The 20,314-nt window shown below is 47.2% G+C and carries 12 protein-coding genes; 2 read left to right on the forward strand and 10 right to left on the reverse strand.

Annotation, left to right across the window (positions count from 1 at the left end; translation table 11 throughout):
- Positions 1-267 precede the first annotated feature (267 nt).
- From GYX26_RS05040 to uvrB, 6 genes are all read right to left on the reverse strand, one after another.
- Positions 268-4,521, reverse strand: a complete 4,254-nt coding sequence (locus GYX26_RS05040; RefSeq protein ID WP_174828363.1) for a DUF2235 domain-containing protein — start codon at positions 4,519-4,521, stop codon at positions 268-270.
- A 300-nt stretch (positions 4,522-4,821) separates the two neighbouring features.
- On the reverse strand, positions 4,822-5,604 hold the full coding sequence (locus tag GYX26_RS05045; RefSeq protein ID WP_174828364.1) for a DUF3304 domain-containing protein: 783 nt from the start codon (positions 5,602-5,604) through the stop codon (positions 4,822-4,824).
- Positions 5,605-5,738: 134 nt separating this feature from the next.
- Complete coding sequence (locus GYX26_RS05050) at positions 5,739-6,521, reverse strand: DUF3304 domain-containing protein (protein WP_174828365.1); 783 nt, start codon at positions 6,519-6,521, stop codon at positions 5,739-5,741.
- A gap of 1,181 nt (positions 6,522-7,702) precedes the next feature.
- A complete protein-coding gene (gene mqo / locus GYX26_RS05055) occupies positions 7,703-9,196 on the reverse strand; it encodes a malate dehydrogenase (quinone) (protein ID WP_174828366.1) in 1,494 nt (497 codons plus the stop codon).
- Positions 9,197-9,576: 380 nt separating this feature from the next.
- The gene (locus GYX26_RS05060) at positions 9,577-10,188 is read right to left on the reverse strand and encodes a hypothetical protein (protein ID WP_174828367.1); all 612 of its coding nucleotides are present in this window, start codon (positions 10,186-10,188) and stop codon (positions 9,577-9,579) included.
- A gap of 35 nt (positions 10,189-10,223) precedes the next feature.
- A complete protein-coding gene (uvrB, locus tag GYX26_RS05065; protein ID WP_100090757.1) occupies positions 10,224-12,251 on the reverse strand; it encodes an excinuclease ABC subunit UvrB in 2,028 nt (675 codons plus the stop codon).
- Positions 12,252-12,762: 511 nt separating this feature from the next.
- Here uvrB and GYX26_RS05070 point away from each other — a divergent pair.
- Positions 12,763-14,193: a P-loop NTPase fold protein gene (locus GYX26_RS05070; protein WP_174828368.1), complete on the forward strand. Its 1,431-nt coding sequence runs from the start codon at positions 12,763-12,765 to the stop codon at positions 14,191-14,193.
- 89 nt (positions 14,194-14,282) lie between these two features.
- Positions 14,283-14,429: a hypothetical protein gene (locus GYX26_RS05075; RefSeq protein ID WP_174828369.1), complete on the forward strand. Its 147-nt coding sequence runs from the start codon at positions 14,283-14,285 to the stop codon at positions 14,427-14,429.
- 669 nt (positions 14,430-15,098) lie between these two features.
- Here GYX26_RS05075 and GYX26_RS05080 read toward each other — a convergent pair.
- The 4 genes from GYX26_RS05080 to GYX26_RS05095 all read right to left on the reverse strand — a co-directional run bounded on the left by GYX26_RS05080 (position 15,099) and on the right by GYX26_RS05095 (position 20,306).
- Entirely contained in the window at positions 15,099-15,860 is a 762-nt protein-coding gene (locus tag GYX26_RS05080) for an amidohydrolase (protein ID WP_174828370.1), read from the reverse strand.
- A gap of 85 nt (positions 15,861-15,945) precedes the next feature.
- On the reverse strand, positions 15,946-17,214 hold the full coding sequence (locus GYX26_RS05085) for an MFS transporter (RefSeq protein ID WP_174828371.1): 1,269 nt from the start codon (positions 17,212-17,214) through the stop codon (positions 15,946-15,948).
- Between the two features lie 1,285 nt (positions 17,215-18,499).
- Positions 18,500-19,417, reverse strand: coding sequence for a lysine exporter LysO family protein (locus GYX26_RS05090; protein WP_174828372.1), 918 nt, complete (start codon positions 19,415-19,417; stop codon positions 18,500-18,502).
- 112 nt (positions 19,418-19,529) lie between these two features.
- Positions 19,530-20,306 carry a ferredoxin--NADP reductase gene (locus GYX26_RS05095; protein ID WP_100090751.1) on the reverse strand — a complete coding sequence of 259 codons (777 nt, stop codon included), beginning with the start codon at positions 20,304-20,306 and terminating at the stop codon, positions 19,530-19,532.
- Positions 20,307-20,314 lie beyond the last annotated feature (8 nt).

Raw genomic sequence — 20,314 nt, forward strand, 5'->3', positions numbered from 1 at the left:
TAACTTAACCATTTTAATGTTCAGTAGTAATGCTACCGCTGTATTTGTAGTTTCAGCTTACAGCTTTATCTTTAAATTACAATTATATATCAATAATTTACTTAATTATAAGCGGTTATTCCGGATAGTGCACGTTTTGTTATGCCAGCCGCGCCGGCTGCGGTATACCCATAGCGGCCAATCAAAATAAAACGCCATTGCACCAGTATTGATGCAATGGCGTTGATACGAAGTCGGCGTTAATGAGACGCTGAATTCAGATTACTGCTAAACCAGCCAGCTTTGCAATACTTTTTTTATTAATTCAAGCTTTTGTGGCGAAATTGTCTGTAGTTGTGGCGGGATGTCTCCTGTTTGCAACTGTTGCAGCAGGCGGCTGATTTCCGGCTGGCTGCGGCTGGCGATGTTTTCCGGCAGATACTGGTTGATTTCCAACTGGCCAAGGCCGAGCCGGTTTAGGGCTGACTGGCTTATCTGTTCCACCGCCTGATCGTAGATATCGCCGCTGCCGTTGTGGTAAAAGGCCTGTGCCAGCGTTTGCGGCTCCTGTGCGCCGCTTTCAAGCAGGGCGGCGCTGGTTTGGCTGCTGCGGCTGAGGTTTTGCTGGTACTGGCTAAGCTGCTGGCGCAGATGCGCGGCCAGACTGTCTTTGCTGATGTTTTCCAAGCCGGGCGGCTGCATCAGGCTGGTTTGCGGCATGCCGGCTAGCGGGTCGGTATATACCTTCATGCCCTGCTGGAGTGCTGTCTTGAGCTGAGGTTTATCAATGCTGCCGGCTCTGGCCTGCTGTACGGCGGCTTGCAATTGCTGCTGATTGCTGCTTACTTTATCCAGCATTTTACCCAGCTGCTGTGCCTGCTGCTGCACTTGCGGGCTGGCTGAGGCCAGCTGGTCGAGCTTTCTTTGCTGCTCAAGCAATAGCTCGCGGATTTCATTCAGGTTTTTGATGGTTTCATCGCTATTCTGAATAATCTGATCCAGGGTTTTATCGGCAAAATCTTTGTCTGTCCAGCGCTGCTGCTGGGCGTATTCGTTTTTAATCTGTTCGAGCGCGGTTTGCATGTCTTTGCTAAACTGGCGCAGCTTTTCCAGATTTTTGCTGTTGGGCAGGATTTTGCCGGTATCGGGGTCGATGGCCAGTGCTTCGTAGTCTTTGGTGAGCATGGTCCAGGCAGCTTTATCTGCTGCGGTAACAAACAGCTCGGGATTGTTGAGGCCAATCAGGATGTAGGCAGGATTGCCGTATTTCACGCCCATATAGGCGCTGCGGGCAATACCGGCAATGCCAACTACGCGCTCGGCCAGCAATACCGGTGACAGCGGTTTATTGGAAAAGCCGCCGCTAAATACAATGCGGTGGGCAAAATAGCTGGTAAAGGGCTCACGGCTGCTGAGGGCGGAATCATGCATAAACCAGGCACGCGAGTCGTGTATCTGGTTGTCAAAAATCTGCACCATGTGCGGATAGGTGGCGGAATATTTTTCGGCATGGATTTTCAGGCGTTGCTGCAAGACCACTCTGTCGCGCATATCGGCCTGCCGGAGGCGCTGCCAGATGTCTTTGGCGGTGTTGGCGGCTATATCTGCGCCAAGTACGTGCTGATAGCGCTGGCGCAGCACGTTAAGCATAGCGCCGCTAATCAGGGAGCCTTTATCGGCATTTGCCCACATGTCGCTGATTTCCTGCGCCGAGAATTCCCACGGCTGGCTGCGCTCTTTGTCGCCCGCCGCGCCGGCCGGATGCCGCTGTGCCACAAAGGTATGAGCCATTGGCGGAATGGGCAGCGGATTGGCTGGCGGCTCCGGCGTTTTGAGCTTGGCAGGATCGGCGCCGAAATACAGGGTATCGCCATTATTGTGGATATCCTGATATTCGGCGGCTTCGTCGTCATTATTGAGCATATACATGCTGCCGGCAAAGGCGGTGGAAATCAGAAAGCCGGCCGACAGGATGTTTTCAAGATGGAATTCATGCAGGTAATCGGCCTTGAATTCCTTGGCGCCTTCAATTAAATCCCAGCCATCGTTGCCGGCTACGTAATTTTTATTGATGATGCCGTCGAGAAATTTGCTGCGCTCGGCTTTGGGGATGCTGTCAAGCCCGGCCTGCTGCCACAGCTCATCATTATCCACCACGCGGGTATCCGGCAGTTTGCCCTTACCGGCTTCGTTGGCCTCTTTGCGCCCCTGCCCAATTAGTTTGGTACGGCTTTTTTTAGTGTCTTTGCTTTCTTTTTCGCCCACACTGCCATCCGCAGTAAGCGGCAAGCCCAGATAGCCCGCATAGCCGGCGATACCGGAGCGTACCCAGCGCAGAATGCGGTAGGCGGTGAAATGGTGAATCTGTTTTTGCAGCGCGGTGCTGATATTCGTGGTTTCCAGCGTTTTCAGCCAGCCATTGAAAAGCTGCACCATTTCCGGCTGGGTAGCAAACTCATTATCAGTATCATCATTCATGATTTCATAGTTCTTCAGCTTAAAACGCGGATGCTTCTGCATGTCCTTAGCGAACTGAGGATGTTGTGATGATACCTGCAAAGGCATACCATGCTGCCAGCAACGCGCATACATATCATGCAGGGTAATCTGTGACAGTACATGCCCCATACCATAGTTGCTTTTAAACTGCTCGCCGGGCGGATAGCCGCCGCCGATATCGGAATGCACGCCCGGATAGACATATTCCTTGAAATTGCCCCTGGGATAGCCGCCATCGACGCAGATACTGTCAACGGAAAAGCTTTTGCGCTGCTCATGGGCAGAAACAAACTGGTAGCAGTTTTTAACAAAGCCAGCGCTGCCGGCGCGCTGTAGAGACATGGTACGGTGTGCCCAGGAGCAGTGGCCGGTAACCATGGCCACCAACGGCGACATGCCTACGGTAGCCACGGTATCAAACAAGCCACACATTTCGATATAGATGGGAATACCAAGCAGCTTGAGCTCAATGCCCTGATAAGGCTGCTCGCCATCGGGGGCAGTAGCGGCTTTATCTTTGGGCGCTGTTTTGGGGGCGGCGGAACGCATGGCGGCGGCCTGCGCCTGTACACGCTGGATGGCGGCCTTATCGGCAGCACTGTTTACCGGGCTGGCTGGCGCGGCAGCGGCTGCTTCCTTATCTTTATCTGGTGTATCCTGTTTGGCAGCGGCTGCGGCTTCAGCAGCGGCTGCGGCCGCAGCACGATTGTCCTGCCGCTGATTGATGCGCTCCTGCGCCTGCTGTGCCTGTAACTGCTCCAACTGGGCGCGGGCGGCGGCATTTTCGTCGCGGTCGAGCAGGTAATCAAGCAGCCAGTTGATAAAGGTACGCGCTTCGGCAGCGCCACGGGAAAAACCAACCACATACAGCTTGATGGCTTTGGGCAAGGGAGTGGAACTGGGGCGCTGCAAGGTATTGAGAAAGCTATCCAACTGCACTTTACGCCCGATACGACAATCCATACCTTTAACCATTTTCTGCGCGGTGGCTAATGGTAACTCTTTTTCATTAAATATCTTGCTGATACCGAGACTGGCACAGATGCGGGTTAAGCCCCAGTTAATGCGTGCCTGGCCATATTTGGCCAATGCTTCGCCAAGCATTTTGGGATCATCGTCGCCGATTTCCTCAAAGCGAGTACCAACGCCCTGAATATAATGCTTAAACCAGCCATTTTCAATCATTACCTCGTCACGATTATTATCGCCCGGCAGCCCACCAGCGCCCATACAGGCATGAAACAGGCGCGCTACATTAGTGGTACGCGGATAGGTGTAGGCCGGTATCAGCTTGGCCTGTTGGGCGGCGGCGTGCTGGAGCGGATCAAGCTGCTCAGCGGTAGGCGGAGTGGCGCCGGAGACCACGCTATCGGCTTTTTCATGGTTGTTGGTACCATCAAAAAAGAAGCTGATTTTGAGTATTTTCTGGCAGGGCTTGGCCTTGGTGCGGTCGATAAAATGGTTGTCTTTGCGATTGTCGTGAATGCTGTTGATGGATGCCGGCAGGCGGCCACCGGCAGCGGTGGGAAACTCATCCGGCTTAAGTATGCCCGGCCATTGAAATTCAATCGGTTTGATGGCCGGCATATACGGCGCGGCCAGCTCTTTGAGCTTTGCTTCCAGAGTTGCTATTGGCGGCGGGGCTGGCAAATCGGGCATGGTTGGCGGCGCGGTTTTGCCGGGCTGCTGGCCAGCGGGTGCCTTACCCTGCTGTTTGCCAGCGGATGGTTTACCCGGCTGCTTGGCAGCGGGGGGCGCCGGCTTTTTTTTGGCCGAGTCTGGTTTTTTGGGGCTGGCGGCGGGGGGGCGATTGGCGGCATCGGCTGCCTGGGCATTATCGTAAATGCCATAATCATGCTGCTCTACTTTATGGCCGGCAGTAATGCCATCAAGGCTGATGGTGTGGTTATGCGGATTATTGGGCGAAGACTTAGGACTGGCTGCCGGTTTGCCGGCAGGAGCGCCCGGCTTGGTATCCGCTGCCGGTTTGTCGGCCGCAGCCGGCGGTACTGGTTGTTTGTTATTATCGTCTTGTTCAGCCATGGCGAGCTTCCTCTTTCACTCATTTATACAAAAAAGCCGGGCAGCCGGCGAGCGGCGCTGCAAGCAATGACGGTGTTTGCCGGCATAGCCTGTTGCGCACAGCGCCCGCCTGCCCGTGGGATTTCAGCCAGATATTGGCTGCTAATCCAAGGTTTTAGGTACAGCTGTCATTAGGCTATATTAACATATTTTATACAAGTTTATATTTTTGTTTACATATGTATAGACGATAGAAGATAGCGCAGCCATAACGGCCGTGCCGCCATATGGCGGTACGGCCGCTGTAAAAAGAGGAATAGCTTATTTGCTGGTTACCGGCAATTTGCCCTGCTGCTGCAATTCCTGAATATATTCAGGCAGGATTACCTGTGGGATATTTTGGCGTTCTTTCTTTATTGCATCGAGCTTGGCTTTGTTGCGCCGATAATCGGCCATGGATTTAATGGAGGGGCGCGGGGTACAGAGTTTCTGGCTTTTGGCAAACAGTTCAAACTGTTTTTTTACTGATTCGCGTGAATCATCTTCCAGAGTGCCATAATCAATATATATCTGATTACAGGCCAGAAAATGGACGGTAATATTACTTACCTTGCCAAAATCATCGCCCATTGATGGAGGGGGTGGGGGTAAAGGGATGACTGCGGAATAATTTTCATCATATTGATTAATAATAGCTAACTCGTTACTATCTCTGACCATACCGGGAACATTTAAGCCTCTGGCATGCCAACCAGGATAAGGATAAACTTTCCAATAAATCCGCGCAGTCATGCCCGGCTTCCATTTGGCCGGCAGATAGGCAGCGCCACAGGTAGAGCCGCCACCATAGCGTTTTTTACCTACTTCGTAATCATCAACACCATTAGTGCCGGGAATACAGCCGCCATTAATCGAACCGCCGGCCATATTTTCATAATTATATTCGAGCGCTTCAACTGGAGCGGCATAGGATTTGTTTTTGCCGGAGGTAACGCCAACAAATGGCTCAAAGCCGCCGCTACATGAGCTTAGGGCGGTGATGGCCAGCAATAAGCTGGCTAACTTTACTAGTTTCGGTATGTTTTCCAAGGGCTTCTTACGCATGTATCACTCTTTCATTTATCTTGTTTGCATTTATGGTTGTAATTAGATTATTTTTATGATGCTATTTGCTGGTGTTTGGTAAAAGTAGTTGTATTGGTGCTGGTGGTGGCCACAGTAAAAAACACAATAAAAGCTTATTTAGCAGACACAGGGAATTTGCCTTGCTGCTGCAATTCCTGAATATATTCGGGCAGGATTACCTGCGGGATATTTTGGCGTTCTTTCTTTATTGCATCGAGCTTGGCTTTGTTGCGCCGATAATCGGCCATGGATTTAATTGATGGGCGTGGGGTACAGAGTTTCTGGCTTTTGGCAAACAGTTCAAACTGTTTTTTTACTACCTCAGGCGCATTTTCCTGTCTGGTACCATAATCAATAAAAATCTGATTACAGGCCAAAAAATGAACAGTAATATTTCTTACCTTGCCAAAATCATCGCCAGCAAATGCTGGAGGGGGGGGTAAAGGTATCACTGCCGAATAATTCTCATCATATTGGTCGATAATAGCTGATTCTTTACGATCTACAACTAGCCCAGGTAAATTTAATATTTTTGCACGCCAGCCAGGATAAGGATAGACCTTCCAATAAATCCGTGCCGTCATGCCCGGTTTCCATTTGGCTGGCAGATAGGCAGCGCCGCAGGTAGAGCCACCGCCATAGCGTTTTTTACCTACTTCGTAATCATCCACACCCGGTGTTTTAGGAATACAGCCGCCATTAATCGAACCACCAGAGATATTTTCATAGTTGTATACGAGTGCTTCAACTGGGGCGGCATAGGATTTGTTTTTGCCGGAGGTTACGCCAACAAATGGCTCAAAGCCGCCGCTACATGCGCTTAGGGCGGTGGTGGCCAGTAATAAGCTGGTTAACTTTACTAGTTTCGGTATGGTTGCCGGGGATGGTTCAGACATAGGTTGCTCCTTTATGCGGGGGTGATATTGGGCTTATTTTTATGGGCGCTGTTTACTGGTTAATTTAATTTATTGTATCGCTCTGTAGTGACGCTACCGCTTGCTAGTTTCAGTTGCTAACTGCTTTCTTGATGTTAATTATATATCAATATTTTATCCGATTATAAGCGGGGGTACAGTTTCCTGATTTTGGCTTGCAGATACCGCCGCCAGTGGGTTTTTAGCCTCTTTATAATGATTGATGTTGTTAGTACTGGGAATACAGCCTCTTTTAATCGGACTGGCAGCCATATTTTTATTGTTGTATTCGACTGAGGCGGTATGGGATTTGTTGTTGCCGGCGATTATATCAAGCTATGAGCTTAGGGCTGGGGCTGATAATAATAGTATGGCCAGCTTTGCTGTATGTTTTGTTGTTCTGGTGCTGTTGGTTGCCTGGGGTATCTATTTTCTATTATGTGTTTTCTTCAATATTATGAATTAATGTTTTTTATTGGTGATGCTTTTTTGTGTGGTTGATTTGGTACTTGTGGTTTGCCGGCCGGGCTTGGTTTAGATTCTTAATATGTTGATGTTTATTGGATTGTTTCTGGGAAAGATAATGATTTTATATGTTTAGATGGTGTTAATGCTGATGCTGTGGGTGGCGGATGGTTAGGCTGATTTTAGGTTTAATTTGCAGTATACGGGGATGTTTTGGCTAATGGGTGATGATTGTGGGCTTAAGGTATTCACCCTATCAGGCAGATGGGGAATTATTTTGATTAAGTTGCAGATGGATGATGCTGTTAATCTGCTGTGGGGGCAGGATTGTTAGTACGGTGATGGTGTGGCGACGTGTGTTGATAAAAATAACGCCGTGACATCATTTAGATGACAGCGGCGTCAATTGCTACGGATTATAGGTATCAATGAATGTATGGCTTTGTAAGTCTATGTTATTTACCTTTATATTAAATAAATTTACTGTTTATAGCAAGCTTTTTTATGTTTTAAACTTTTGTTGTGGTTTTTACAGGTGGTTTGTGTTGGATGATTACGACAGTAGCTTGTGATGATTGATGTGTGTATGGTGTTTGCAACTGGTTTAGGTGGCCATTTCTGGCTGGGATAAAAAAACCAAATTCGATACGAATTTGGTAAGGCTGTGTATGGCTATGGTAGTTGATGTTGTGTGTTTGCTATTTTGGACTGTGCAAACCGAGGGATTTGCTTGTCCAGTCGCGCACTTGCTGTACGAGTGCGGGGTTGTGTTCGAGTTTCTGGCCATAGCTGGGTATCCACTTGTGCAATATAGGTGCCCATTCGTTGCTGACTTTGCCGGGGAAGCAGTGTTCGAGCAGTTCGAGCATGATGGATACGGAGGTGGAAGCACCCGGGGAGGCGCCTAATAAGGCGGCCAGTGTGCCGTCTGTGGATTTTACCAGTTCGGTACCAAATTGCAGGACGCCGCCTTTTTGCGGATCTTTTTTGATTACCTGTACGCGATTGCCTGCAATAGCCAGATGCCAGTCTTCATCGCGTGCTTCGGGGTAGAAGGTGCGCAATTCCTGCATGCGGTCGGCAAAGCTTAATCGAACCTGCTGAATAAGGTAGTGTTCGAGGGCGAAGTTGTGTATGCCTACGGTGAGCATGGGACGGATGTTGGCGAAATTGAGGGTTTTGAATAAGTCTTGAAAGGAACCGCGTTTGAGAAATTTGGTGGTAAAGCCGGCAAAGGGGCCGAAGAGTAAGGCGTCTTCTCCGTTGATGACGCGTTTGTCGAGATGGGGCACACTCATGGGCGGTGCACCCACGGAGGCTTTGCCATAGACTTTGGCATTATGCTGCCTGACGACGTCGGGATTTTTACACACGAGCCACTGGCCGGATACGGGAAAGCCGCCATAGCCTTTGCTGACTTCGATACGGCTTTTTTGTAATAGGTGCAGGGAGCCACCGCCGGCGCCGATAAAGACAAAACGGGCTGATACCTGCTGATGTGTGCCGTTAATGAGGTTTTTGATGTCGAGATGCCAGCGGCCATTGTGCTGTTTGAGGTCGACAACTTCGTGTTGCAGGTGCAGCTTGCAGCCTTCGTTAGTAAGGTTGTTGATGAGGATTCGGCTTAAGGCGCCATAGTTGACGTCGGTACCAAGGTCTGACCAGGTTGCGGCAATGGGTTCGCTGTTGTCACGTCCCTGCATCATGAGGGGTACCCACTGGCTAATCTGATCTTTGTCTTCGGTATAGAGCATGTCCTGAAACAGGCGGTATTGCTGCAAGGCGGCAAAGCGTTTGCGCAAAAAGGCGACGTCTGTTTCTCCGCGCACCAGACTCATGTGGGGCACGCTGCGGATAAATGCGCCGGGGTCGGTAATCAGGCCGGCATCGACAAGTGATGCCCAGAACTGTTTGGATAGTTCAAATTGTTCGATAATTTTGATGGCTTTGGATACTTCGATGGTGCCGTCTTTCAGCTCTGGTGTGTAGTTGAGCTCGCACAGGGCTGAATGGCCGGTGCCGGCGTTATTCCAGGCATCGGAGCTTTCGGTGGCCACGTTGGCCAGACGCTCGTAGATGTTGATTTGCCAGTCTGGCTGTAACTCTTTCAGAAATGTTCCCAGTGTTGCGCTCATTACGCCAGCGCCAATTAGTACCACATCTGCTGAGCTATCGCTATTGGTGTTTTTCATAACGTAAACTCTTCTTTCTTCTCTATCAGGCTATGCTGAATTAAATGTTTATTTGGTAGTTCACACAAGGAGCATTCAGTATTGATGTGATTTATGTGTTTTTGACTTAAATCATTGACAATAACGAGAGCTTAATTTAAGCACTTTTGCTTGCTGGCAGCAATAGCAAAATAGGGTTTATGCGAGGCTGGGATGGCGCTGTAAATCATAGCCTATTGATTATTAATGTGATTGTTTTTTTATTTCTGTATGACGTAGCTATTTTATGGCCACTGTGGGCGTTTATGGATTGATTGTTGATATTTTGATTATTGATATCAATACAATAGTTTATCTTGGTGAACAGATAAAGGGCGATGAGTGATGGAATGCTCAGGCTATTAATGTTTCTGTGTCTGTGGTTTTGGCCGGGCAAAATAGAGGGCGCTGAGGGCGGCGGCCAATGCGTTGAGCAGTATAAGCATCCAGTTTGGCGACGAGGTTAACAGCAAGTTTTGCACGAATCCACATAGTAGTGCGATCATGGCTGCGCCGATGCTGATGCGATAAGGCGGATGGTGATTGATAAAGTAGCAACTGGTTATGGCGGCCAGCAGTGAAGGTATGAAGGCGTAAATGCCAACGAAACTCAGTACAAATAATAGTATAAATTTGATGTCGCCAGTGTCGAGTAAGCTAATATGATTGAGTGGCACGCCGCTGTTAGCGTACCAGTAGAATAGTACGATGTAGAATACACCGGTAGCGATTATGCTGCTTATGGTTTGCAGGATAAGTGTGAGTAGCCGGGCTGATGCCGATGGCTGGTGTGTGTGCTGGTGCTGCATGATGCTGTCCCCGGTTGGCTGGCTTGCGCGGTTGTGGGTGCATGCGGGCATGCGGATGTTGTGTTGAGTATACCTGAAATGGCGGTGCGGGGGTATTTTTCGCTGTGTAATCTGTATGCTGGGTGTGGTGGTGGCTGGTATGTTCTGGCTACCGGCCAGATGCACTGTGAAATGCTTTGCCGGTAGCCGGTGCTGGCTGCTCAGGTGTCGCTGGCACCAAACAACAGGTTTTCTTTGATAGCGCGGATTTTGTCGCGAATCTGGGCAGCTTCTTCAAACTGTAAATCGCGCGCGGCGGCCTGCATGGCTTTTTCGAGTTTGGCGATTTCTTTAACGGCATCGTCTTCGTTGTGGATTTCGCCTACTTTGAGCTTGCTGCGGCCACGGCCTTTGCTGCCGTTTTCATCGTGATAAACGCCATCTATCAGGTCACGTACCTGTTTTTTGATTTGCTGCGGTACGATGCCGTGTTCGGTATTGAAGGCTATCTGGCGGGCACGGCGGCGCTCGGTTTCGTCAATCGCGGCTTTCATGGAGTCGGTGATTTTGTCGGCATATAGTATGGCTTTGCCGTTAACGTTGCGTGCGGCGCGGCCGATGGTTTGTATCAGGCTGCGATGGCTGCGCAGAAAGCCTTCTTTGTCGGCATCAAGTATGGCCACCAATGAAACTTCGGGAATATCCAACCCTTCTCGCAGCAGGTTGATGCCTACGAGTACATCAAACAGGCCGAGACGCAGGTCACGAATGATTTCTACGCGCTCTACGGTGTCGATGTCGCTGTGCAGGTAGCGCACTTTTACGCCAAGCTCGGCATAGTAGTCGGTGAGCTGTTCGGCCATGCGTTTGGTGAGGGTGGTAACGAGTACACGCTCGCCCTGCTCGCGGCGGATATTGATTTCAGACAGTAAGTCGTCTACCTGTGTGGCCACGGGGCGGATGATGATTTCCGGATCAATCAGGCCGGTGGGGCGTACTACCTGTTCGACTACCTGGCCGGCATGCTCTTCTTCATATTTGGCCGGGGTGGCTGATACAAATATGGTTTGCGGCATGACGCGCTCAAATTCATGGAATTTTAACGGGCGGTTGTCGCGGGCGGATGGCAGGCGAAAGCCGTAATCCACCAGATTCTGCTTGCGTGAGGCATCGCCCTTGTACATGCCGCCAATCTGGCTGACGGTAACGTGGCTTTCGTCGATAAACATGAGGGCGTTTTTGGGCAGGTAGTCCATTAAGGTAGGTGGCGGCTCGCCCTCTGGCTTGCCGGAAAAGTGGCGTGAGTAGTTTTCAATGCCCTTGCAGAAACCCATTTCGTAGAGCATTTCTAAATCAAAGCGGGTGCGCTGTTCGATGCGCTGGGCTTCTACCAGCCGCCCTTCATGGGTAAACCATTTAATGCGGTCGCCCAGCTCCTGCTTGATGTGTTCACAGGCACGTAAAACGGTGTCGCGCGGGGTAACGTAGTGGCTGGACGGGAATACGGTATAGCGGCCAACGCGCTGTTGCAGGCTGCCGGATATCGGGTCAAACAGTTGCATGCGGTCGACTTCGTCGTCAAACAGGCTGACACGCAAGGCAAGCTCGGAGCTTTCGGCGGGAAAGATGTCAATCACGTCACCGCGCACGCGGAATGAACCACGGGCAAAGTCGATATCGCCACGTTCATACTGCATGGCTACCAGCCTGGCGATGATGTCGCGCTGGTCGATTTTCTGCCCTTCTTTCAGGTGCAGAATCATTTGATGGTATTCGTTGGGGTCGCCAATACCGTAAATTGCCGATACAGTGGCCACTATGATTACGTCCTGCCGCTGCATCAGGCTTTTGGTGGCACTCAGGCGCATTTGCTCGATGTGTTCGTTTATGGCTGAATCTTTTTCGATAAACAGGTCGCGACTGGGTACGTAGGCTTCCGGCTGATAGTAATCATAGTAGGAAACAAAATACTCAACGGCGTTTTCGGGAAAAAATTCGCGCATTTCTGCGTATAGCTGTGCGGCCAGGGTTTTGTTGTGCGCCATGATGATGGCCGGGCGGCCGCTTTGGGCAATGACGTTGGCCATGGTAAAGGTTTTGCCTGAGCCGGTAACCCCAAGCAGGGTTTGGCTGGCCAGTCCATCTTCCAGCCCTTCCAGCAATCCCTGAATTGCCGTGGGCTGGTCGCCAGCCGGTGGAAATGGCTGGTGCAGTTTAAACACACTACCGGGATACTGAATAACATCCATAAGTTTGTAACCTGAAAATAAATTCAACCGAGGAAAAATAACTGTGGTTAAAACAGTTAAAACCGCGCTAGGCGGTTTGTGCTACACATAAGGCCAGTGTGGACAAAAAGCAAGCTTGTCTGCTGGCTTTATAACGCAATCAGGGGCTGAATGCGCGGCTGCAACCAGACTTTACTTTTGCTGTACATTTAATTACAAATCAGCCTGTTATCCAGAAAATGGAATATTCGGTAGTGGCCGGATAAGTTGTTTTTTCAGAATCAGCACTAATACCCGAATGTAGGGGATTTGATGGAGTATGGGTAATATCTGATGGCCAGTTAATACTTGGGTATTTGTATTTGTGCTACAAAATCGGCTGACTAGTATGTATTGCGCCAATTTTCTGTGATTAGCCATGTATCACCGCCATTTTTAAATGGTTAAACCATTATAATGGCACAATAATTAGATGAAACAAAATGGCCGGTGATTAATAGCCGGCCATTAGTATACAGGGAATAAGCAGATTATGAGTAAACCAAACAAACTGAAGAAATGCCTGCAAGTGGAAATTGATGCCGCTGATCCGTTTAAAAACGACGTGTTGGATAGAAAAGCCAATATTGAAATTCTGACTCAATTTATTACCAGCTATGAACAATCGATTGTGCTGTGTATTGATGCTGGCTGGGGACAGGGTAAAACCACATTTATTAGGATGTGGCAGCAATATCTGAAAAATCAGGATATTCCGACTATTTATTTTAATGCATGGGAAAGTGATTATACGGATGATGCGCTGATTGCGTTGATTGGGGAGATTGGTTTAGTTATTGACAATCTGTCTGGCGAAGATAAATCAAAAGCTAAAGGCTTTTTTAGTACTATTAAAAATAAAATTGGGTATCTGACAAAGGATGCATCATCCAAAGAGTGGCTAACTATTGGTGCAGCCTTTGGAAGCTTGATTTCAGGTGGCCGCATTAAAGTAGATAAAATTGCTGAATTTACTGCCAATCTGGGCGCTTCTTTGGCCAAAGATCAAATTGAAAAATACGAGAAATCTAAACAGGTACTGTTTGAGTTCAAACAGGCATTAAGCCGGTTGGCTGAGTGCTATTGCGGTGATGATGACAACAAACCATTGGTGATTTTTATTGATGAGCTGGATCGCTGCCGTCCTAATTTTGCTATTGAGGTACTGGAAAAGGCCAAACATCTGTTTAATGTGGATAATATTATCTTTGTGCTGGCTACGGATAAAACCCAGCTAGGCCATTCTATCAGGGCTGTGTATGGGCAGGGGCTGGATGTTAACGGGTATCTGCGCCGGTTTATTGATTTTGATTATTTGTTACCTAGCCCAGTTAAATCTGATTTCATTGTTAGTTTATCTAAACAATTAGGACTTAATAAATATTTAAATGCACCTCCATCTCAGTTCCCAGTTTACAATTACACTCTTCTAAATATATTAAAAGATATTACTAATCTATATAAATTAACATTAAGAGAGCAAGAAGCTCTTTGTAATATTCTTAATATTATAGTGAGAACTAAAAATCAACTTACACAAGAAGAATATACTCTGTTATTCTTTTTAATTGTACTCAAATTAAAATTTCCGGATCTCTATAAAAGTCTGAATAAGGAAAATAAAAGAAATTTTATTTATAAGGCATTAGAGAACATTAATTCGCAATATACTTTTACAACTGATAATAATACCTTTCATTTAGAATCTTTAGAATGCATGCTTTTAACTGTTATTAGGACGAATTTATACACTCCAGATGAGAAAATGATTGAAGATTATGTAAACACATATGATTTCGATGATGAAAAAAAACAAAAATTAATAAATAGCTTACCTATAGTTGGAACATATCAATCCAATATACTGTCCTTATTAATAATAAAAAATGCTATTGAATTTTCGTCTTCATTCAGGCTTGACTGAACTATCTGACTGATATTGTTTATCTAAATGATACTTGATAGTTTTATAGGCCAATTGCGTGTATGCAGGCTGGAAAAGGCTGGTGATACATGAATCCGGCAGAAAATTTGCTGATAGCTTTGACTTATGCTGCACCACAAAACTCCTTACGCTTTTGTGGCTGTAGCATTTATATCCCAGAATCAGAAATTTGGTTGCTACTTGCAACTGGCTGCGTTGTTCATCTCAATCAATAAACCGCCGGCAAGGTAGTTTGTAGGTTTGTTTTGGCGTACGCTTGGAATAATCAGGCTGTTTGTCATCATCAGCACTGCTGGGCAGCCGGTTTTGCTGCTTTTGAGGCTGTTGTTAATAACTGTTTGTTATTGAATCTAGACTATTGGCTCTTGGGTTAATGCCAATCTCCTGTGTGTGCATTTCTTTTAAGCGGCTGGTATTTTTGCCGGTGGGCATTATTCAGATGCGCTTTAGCTGTGGCGTTTAAGAAAGCGGAGCTAATTATTGGCGGTGGATGGCAAGGCTTTTATGCGATGCATTGCACAGGCAGGTTTGCGGTATTCGAAGCTGCAAATTTACAGGCTGGTTTGTTGATATCACTCTTTTTGCTTTGCTTGGCTATATTGCTGCTAACTTGCTTTATGATGCTGCGATATTCTGTGCGGCATGGCGTGCGGATTCTGAACGCTAAATTTTTGGCTATTAATCTCCAGCTATTAGCAGTTTGCTTATCTACCCCGGCACTGGTATTTGCTTGTGCGCGATAGTTTTCAGGATATGGTTTGCAGTGCCGGCAAGTTGGCTGCAGGCTTTAGCTATTCAGCTTACCCTATGGTGCAGATTCACAATGGCGATACGTTGTGTAATCACTGTCAGGCAATGTGTTAGTACTTCTACTAAGCAATATTTTAGATAAATCTGAACAGTTTTGCTGGTGTATCCCACAATAAGGCTGGTGCCAGTTGTTTATCCTGTAACAGCATATTCAGTTGGGTAGCCAGATACTCGGGGTTGATTTGTTGTTCGTACTGGGTATGCGGCCAGTCGCTGCCCCACATCAGGCGGTGGCTGCCGAAATTTTCAAGTAATAAGAGGATGGCGGCGGCAAAAAATTTATGCCCGTCGGCCGCGGCAGCACTGATGCGGTATACCGCGGAAAGTTTGCACCACACCATTCCGCTATGCCCCCATTGCAGTAGCCGCTGAAAACCGTTATCACGAGCGGGTACACCATCCGCTGGCCGGCCGAAGTGGTCGACTACTACGCGGATTTGGTGTTTGAGCAGGGTGGTAATCATGGTGTCGAGTTTGTTACTGTGGCAATGTAGTTCCACATGCCAGTTAAGGGTTTTGATTTTCTCGAGCAGGTTTTGCCACGGAGCGGATTGCAGCTGGGGCTGGGTGCCGTCTATAACATTCAGGCGTATACCGACGATACCTGCCCTATCCATTGCCTGTAGCTCAGGCAAGGTGATTGTGGGGTCGACGCAGGCTACACCTCTGAGACGGGGCGCGGCCTGTGCGATGGCCTGTAGCATGAAGCTGTTATCACAACCAAGAAAGCTCGGCTGAATCAGTACGCCGTGCGTGCAGCCAAGGCCGTGCAGATGAGCCAGATAGTTTTCCAGTGGCGCACTTTGTGCCGGTGTATAGCACCGGCCGGCTACCATTGGCAAAGCCAGATTAAATACATGTGCATATATATCTATTCTAACAATTACTACTTTATTGATTTTATTTATATTTTATAATTTTTTATTTCTCAGAAATATACCCATCCAGATTAATCTGTTTTAAATCGCGCCCTTTGGTTTCGGGTAGCAGTAAGACGCTAATCACTACTATTGAGTAAGCCCAACTGGCATAGATGCCAATGGATGATCCCAGAGACATTGATGCGCTCATGTGCGCCACGAGAAACGGAACGATTGAGGAAAAAATACGGCCGAAGCTGTAACAGAAACCAACACCGGCACCACGATACTGCTGTGGGTAGAGCTCATTAAATAAGGCGCCCAGACTGGAGGGGATGCCGGCAGAAAAAAAACCCAGCGGAAAGCCAAGGAACAGCATCTGGGTATTGGTTAAGGGGACAAGCAGGTAAATGCGTATGGTGATGACACAACAGATGGCAAATAAGGCAACATTAAGACGTCTGTCGATTTTATCAAGCAGAATTGAGCTGGCCATACAGCCACACCAGAAGGCAAAAATAATCACCGCCAGATAGGCACTGGAATTAAGCATAGAAAGGTTGCGTTCTTTTGTCAGGTAGGTGGGCAGCCACGACATGATGGCATAATAGCCGCCATGTGCACCAAGACCCAATAAACCACCGAGTAAGGTAGTGCGAATCAGTGAAGGTGAAAAAATACCGAATAATGCGCTGGCTATGGATTGCCTGTCTTCGGTTTTCTGTACCGCTGCAATTTGTTTTACCGGTTCCTGCACATACCCGCGTACATAAAAAATCAGTAATGACGGCAGTAAACCTAAAGCAAATACAATGCGCCAAACCATATTTTCTGGTGCCAGACTAAATATCACGGAAAACAGTATGACTGCCAATCCCCACCCTACTGCCCATGCACTCTGCACTGTCGCCATGACTTTACCGCGATACTGGCCGGTGATAGTTTCGGCCATAAGTACAGCACCGGCCGCCCATTCGCCGCCAATACCAAATCCCTGCAAGGCTTTTAAAGCCAGCAGCCAGTAGTAATCAGTTACAAATGCGGCCAGAAATGTAAAAAATGCAAACCATACAATCATGATTTGCAATGTTTTAACTCGTCCATACCGGTCTGAAAGGGCTCCGGCAAACCAGCCGCCCAAGGCCGACGTGACCAGTGTGGTACTACTGAGTAGTCCGGCCTGCTCTTCGGTGATGGCAAAATAAACAAGTAGTAATGGAATAACCAAACCGAACATTTGATTTTCCAGAGCATCTAACGCCCAGCCATTAAAACATGCCCAAAAGGTTTTTCTCTCATTTCCTGATACCTCCTGATACCACATAAACATAAAGGTTCTCTTTCTTTGTCTATTTTCGAGAATATATAGTTTTAATTTGTTTGCAGCTGAATAAAGCTTTTTAGAACTTTATGTCTTTAATTTACTCTTAACAGCATTTAACGCCAATAAAAAAGCTTTGTTTAGTTGAACTCAAACAAATCGGCTAAGCTGTGCTTATTTGATTCTTTAAAATCAGTAATTTATTAATTACCAATCTACATACAGGTGCTTACCAAATTAAAACGTGCTTAATGAAATACGGTACTGCTAGTAGACAACAACTAGATACAGCAAATGGTTGATTTCAGGGCATCCTTTATCGTTAATTATGATTATGAATAAACAAAATAATTTAATTCTAATAAATGTGGCGCATTTTGTGCAATCTTTTTGCTGTAAATTTTTTATAATATTAATAATTGCGAACAGATGACTATTTTATAAATAAATATCAGTAATAATAATTAATTTAAAATTAAATAATCATGGCTGTCACATGAGCCAATGCCGAAGCTTTGTATCATGCAGAGCTGTTGTTTTCTTATCATACTTTTTGATATGACATTAACAGTGATATCAATATAGATATGTAAATAGAATATTTTATTGCGTTTCTGTGTGGTGTGAGTGTTCTATTATTTATACGCACGTTGTGGCCGGAAGCTATGGCTTCTGTCTGTTATGCATTCGCTTAAATTTTAAAATTTGATTTTTGTGGTTTATAAATTAGAATATTCTTTTATTTTTAATGATTTAAATATAACCACTCCCTAAGTATAATACAACCCAAAAGTAAAAAACTCTCTTAATTAACCCAAAGAGGATTTAAATATAAAAAATGACTGAACACTAAATTGTATCCATATTAAAAGGTGCAAAAGCCGGTGTTCTGGTTAAAGAGCTTTGCTGGAAACAGGGTGTAGGCAATTAGACTTTTACAAATGGCGGGAATACGGCGGTATGCAAATGTCTGATATCAACTGCCTAAAGGAACTGGATACTGAAAATCGTAAGCTTTAACAGATGGTTGCCGAGCTCAGTTTGAAATCTCAGCTACAGGAGAAAATCATAAAAAAGCTCTAGTGCCCGTCAAAGCTTGTAAAGCTTGGGTACAGGAACTACAGCAAGTCATTCTATGATGATAGAAATGAGTTGTTCTATTGTTGGCTTAAGCCTGCTGTGTTTATTGTTACCAACCCAAGTTACAGGATGACTCTGTGATTATCTCAGTAATAAGCGCTATCGCTGACAGGCATTTTGGGCTTTCGTAAATTTTTTAAATCAGCATCTTTTGCTAAAACGGCAATGATGAGAAAACCACCATCAGTATCGGCGCGGTAATATTAACAATAAAGCCAAAGCTGATGGCCAAAGGAACAGCACTAATGCCACCGGAAGCCTGAATGGCCGGCAGGGTGAAATCAAGGCTGGTGGCACCGCCAATGCTAACGGCGGTGGTGGGATAGCGGCGCATCAGTATGGGAATAAAGATGAGAGCAAAAAATTCGCGTGCCAAGTCATTGAATAAGGCAATACTGCCCCAGACTGCGCCATAGGCCTTAGTCATGATGATGCTGGAGAGTGAATACCAGCCATAGCCGCTGCTGAGCGCCAGCCCTTTGCTGATGGATACGTCAGGCATAATCAGGGCAAATATCAGGCCGCCAAGCAGGCTGGCCAGTGTAAATAATCCGGCACTGATCACGCCGCGGCGGTTGAGAAATACCTGTTGCAGGGTGATGCCGCTGCTGCGTAGCTGCATGCCTACCAGTAGCAGTAGTATTAGCAGTGCTTTGTTGACGGCAGCCTGTGGATCGCCTAACCAGCTAAAAGATAAGTAGTTGCCGGCTATCAGCCCGACAAGCAGACTGCCAACCTGCTTGAAGCTGCCCATAATGCTGATATCACCGCACTGGCCGGCTGATTGTTGTCGGTTCAGGTGCCACGGATAGCGGCGGTCGAACCAGATGAATACCAGCAGATTGGCGGCTATCAGGCAGGTAAACAATGCGCCTACGGTAAGGCTGATGTTAGTCAACTGTGCGCTAAGGTTGGGGATTTGTGCCAGTGACAGGCCAATCAGGAATAAAATCAGATATACCAGCCATGCCAGGCCGCGGTTGAGCCAGTTGATGGCACGCGCTGGTACGGGTATGCAAAATCCTGCCAGCAGGGGAATGAGGATGATTAGCAGGGGAATTAAATTTTGCATGGATGGTTCTGTATGGTGAAATTAAGGGTAATAGGCGGCTGCGGCTGCCGGCAGGTACAAAACAGGCAGCACATTGGGTGACAATGGCTGCCTGTGAATATGCATTTAAGCTTTATTGGTCAACGAAAGCGCGTTCGATAACGTAGTCGCCACGCTGCCCCATTTTCGGGGAGATGGTTAAACCAAAGCTGTTAAGGGTTTCACAGGTATCCTTGAGCATTTCCGGGCTGCCACAAATCATGGCGCGGTCGTCTGCCGGATTAATCGGTGGCAGGCCAATGTCGGTAAAGAGTTTACCGGATTTCATTAAATCAGTCAGGCGTCCGTGATGAATGTAGTCTTCTCTGGAAACCACGGGATAGTAAATCAGTTTTTCGCGCACCATTTCACCCAGATATTCGTGATTGGGTAATTCGGTGGTGAAGTGGTCGTAATAAGCCAAATCTTTTTTGTAGCGTACGCCGTGAATCAGGATGATTTTTTCAAACTGTTCGTAGATATCCGGGTCTTTGGTAACACTGAGAAATGGTGCTAAACCGGTACCGGTAGACAGCAGGTACAGGTTTTTGCCGGGATTGAGGTCACCGGCAATCAGGGTGCCGGTGGGCTTTTTGCTCACGAGGACTTCATCACCTACTTTCAGATGCTGCAAGCGACTGGTTAATGGGCCGTTCTGTACTTTGATACTGAAAAAAGCCAGCTCTTCTTCCCAGTTGGCACTGGCAATACTGTAGGCACGCATCAGTGGCTTACCGTCTACCATCAGGCCAATCATGACAAACTGGCCATTCTGAAAGCGTAATGATTCGTCACGGGTGCAGGTGAATGTGAAGTATGCATCTGTCCAGTGGTGTACGGACAGGACTTTTTGTGTGTTGTAGGCTGCCATTAATTATC

It is taken from the genome of Snodgrassella sp. ESL0253, from assembly GCF_013344965.1.
GTDB lineage: Bacteria > Pseudomonadota > Gammaproteobacteria > Burkholderiales > Neisseriaceae > Snodgrassella > Snodgrassella alvi_B.

What these genes read in the sequence shown, in the direction of transcription:
- mqo (WP_174828366.1), bottom strand. Translation starts at nt 9,196, where the DNA reads ATGAAAAACACCAATAGCGATAGCTCAGCAGATGTGGTACTAATTGGC.
- GYX26_RS05070 (WP_174828368.1), top strand. Translation starts at nt 12,763, where the DNA reads ATGAGTAAACCAAACAAACTGAAGAAATGCCTGCAAGTGGAAATTGAT.
- uvrB (WP_100090757.1), bottom strand. Translation starts at nt 12,251, where the DNA reads ATGGATGTTATTCAGTATCCCGGTAGTGTGTTTAAACTGCACCAGCCA.
- GYX26_RS05045 (WP_174828364.1), bottom strand. Translation starts at nt 5,604, where the DNA reads ATGCGTAAGAAGCCCTTGGAAAACATACCGAAACTAGTAAAGTTAGCC.
- GYX26_RS05040 (WP_174828363.1), bottom strand. Translation starts at nt 4,521, where the DNA reads ATGGCTGAACAAGACGATAATAACAAACAACCAGTACCGCCGGCTGCG.
- GYX26_RS05050 (WP_174828365.1), bottom strand. Translation starts at nt 6,521, where the DNA reads ATGTCTGAACCATCCCCGGCAACCATACCGAAACTAGTAAAGTTAACC.
- GYX26_RS05075 (WP_174828369.1), top strand. Translation starts at nt 14,283, where the DNA reads ATGAATCCGGCAGAAAATTTGCTGATAGCTTTGACTTATGCTGCACCA.
- GYX26_RS05090 (WP_174828372.1), bottom strand. Translation starts at nt 19,417, where the DNA reads ATGCAAAATTTAATTCCCCTGCTAATCATCCTCATTCCCCTGCTGGCA.
- GYX26_RS05085 (WP_174828371.1), bottom strand. Translation starts at nt 17,214, where the DNA reads ATGTTTATGTGGTATCAGGAGGTATCAGGAAATGAGAGAAAAACCTTT.
- GYX26_RS05080 (WP_174828370.1), bottom strand. Translation starts at nt 15,860, where the DNA reads ATGGTAGCCGGCCGGTGCTATACACCGGCACAAAGTGCGCCACTGGAA.
- GYX26_RS05095 (WP_100090751.1), bottom strand. Translation starts at nt 20,306, where the DNA reads ATGGCAGCCTACAACACACAAAAAGTCCTGTCCGTACACCACTGGACA.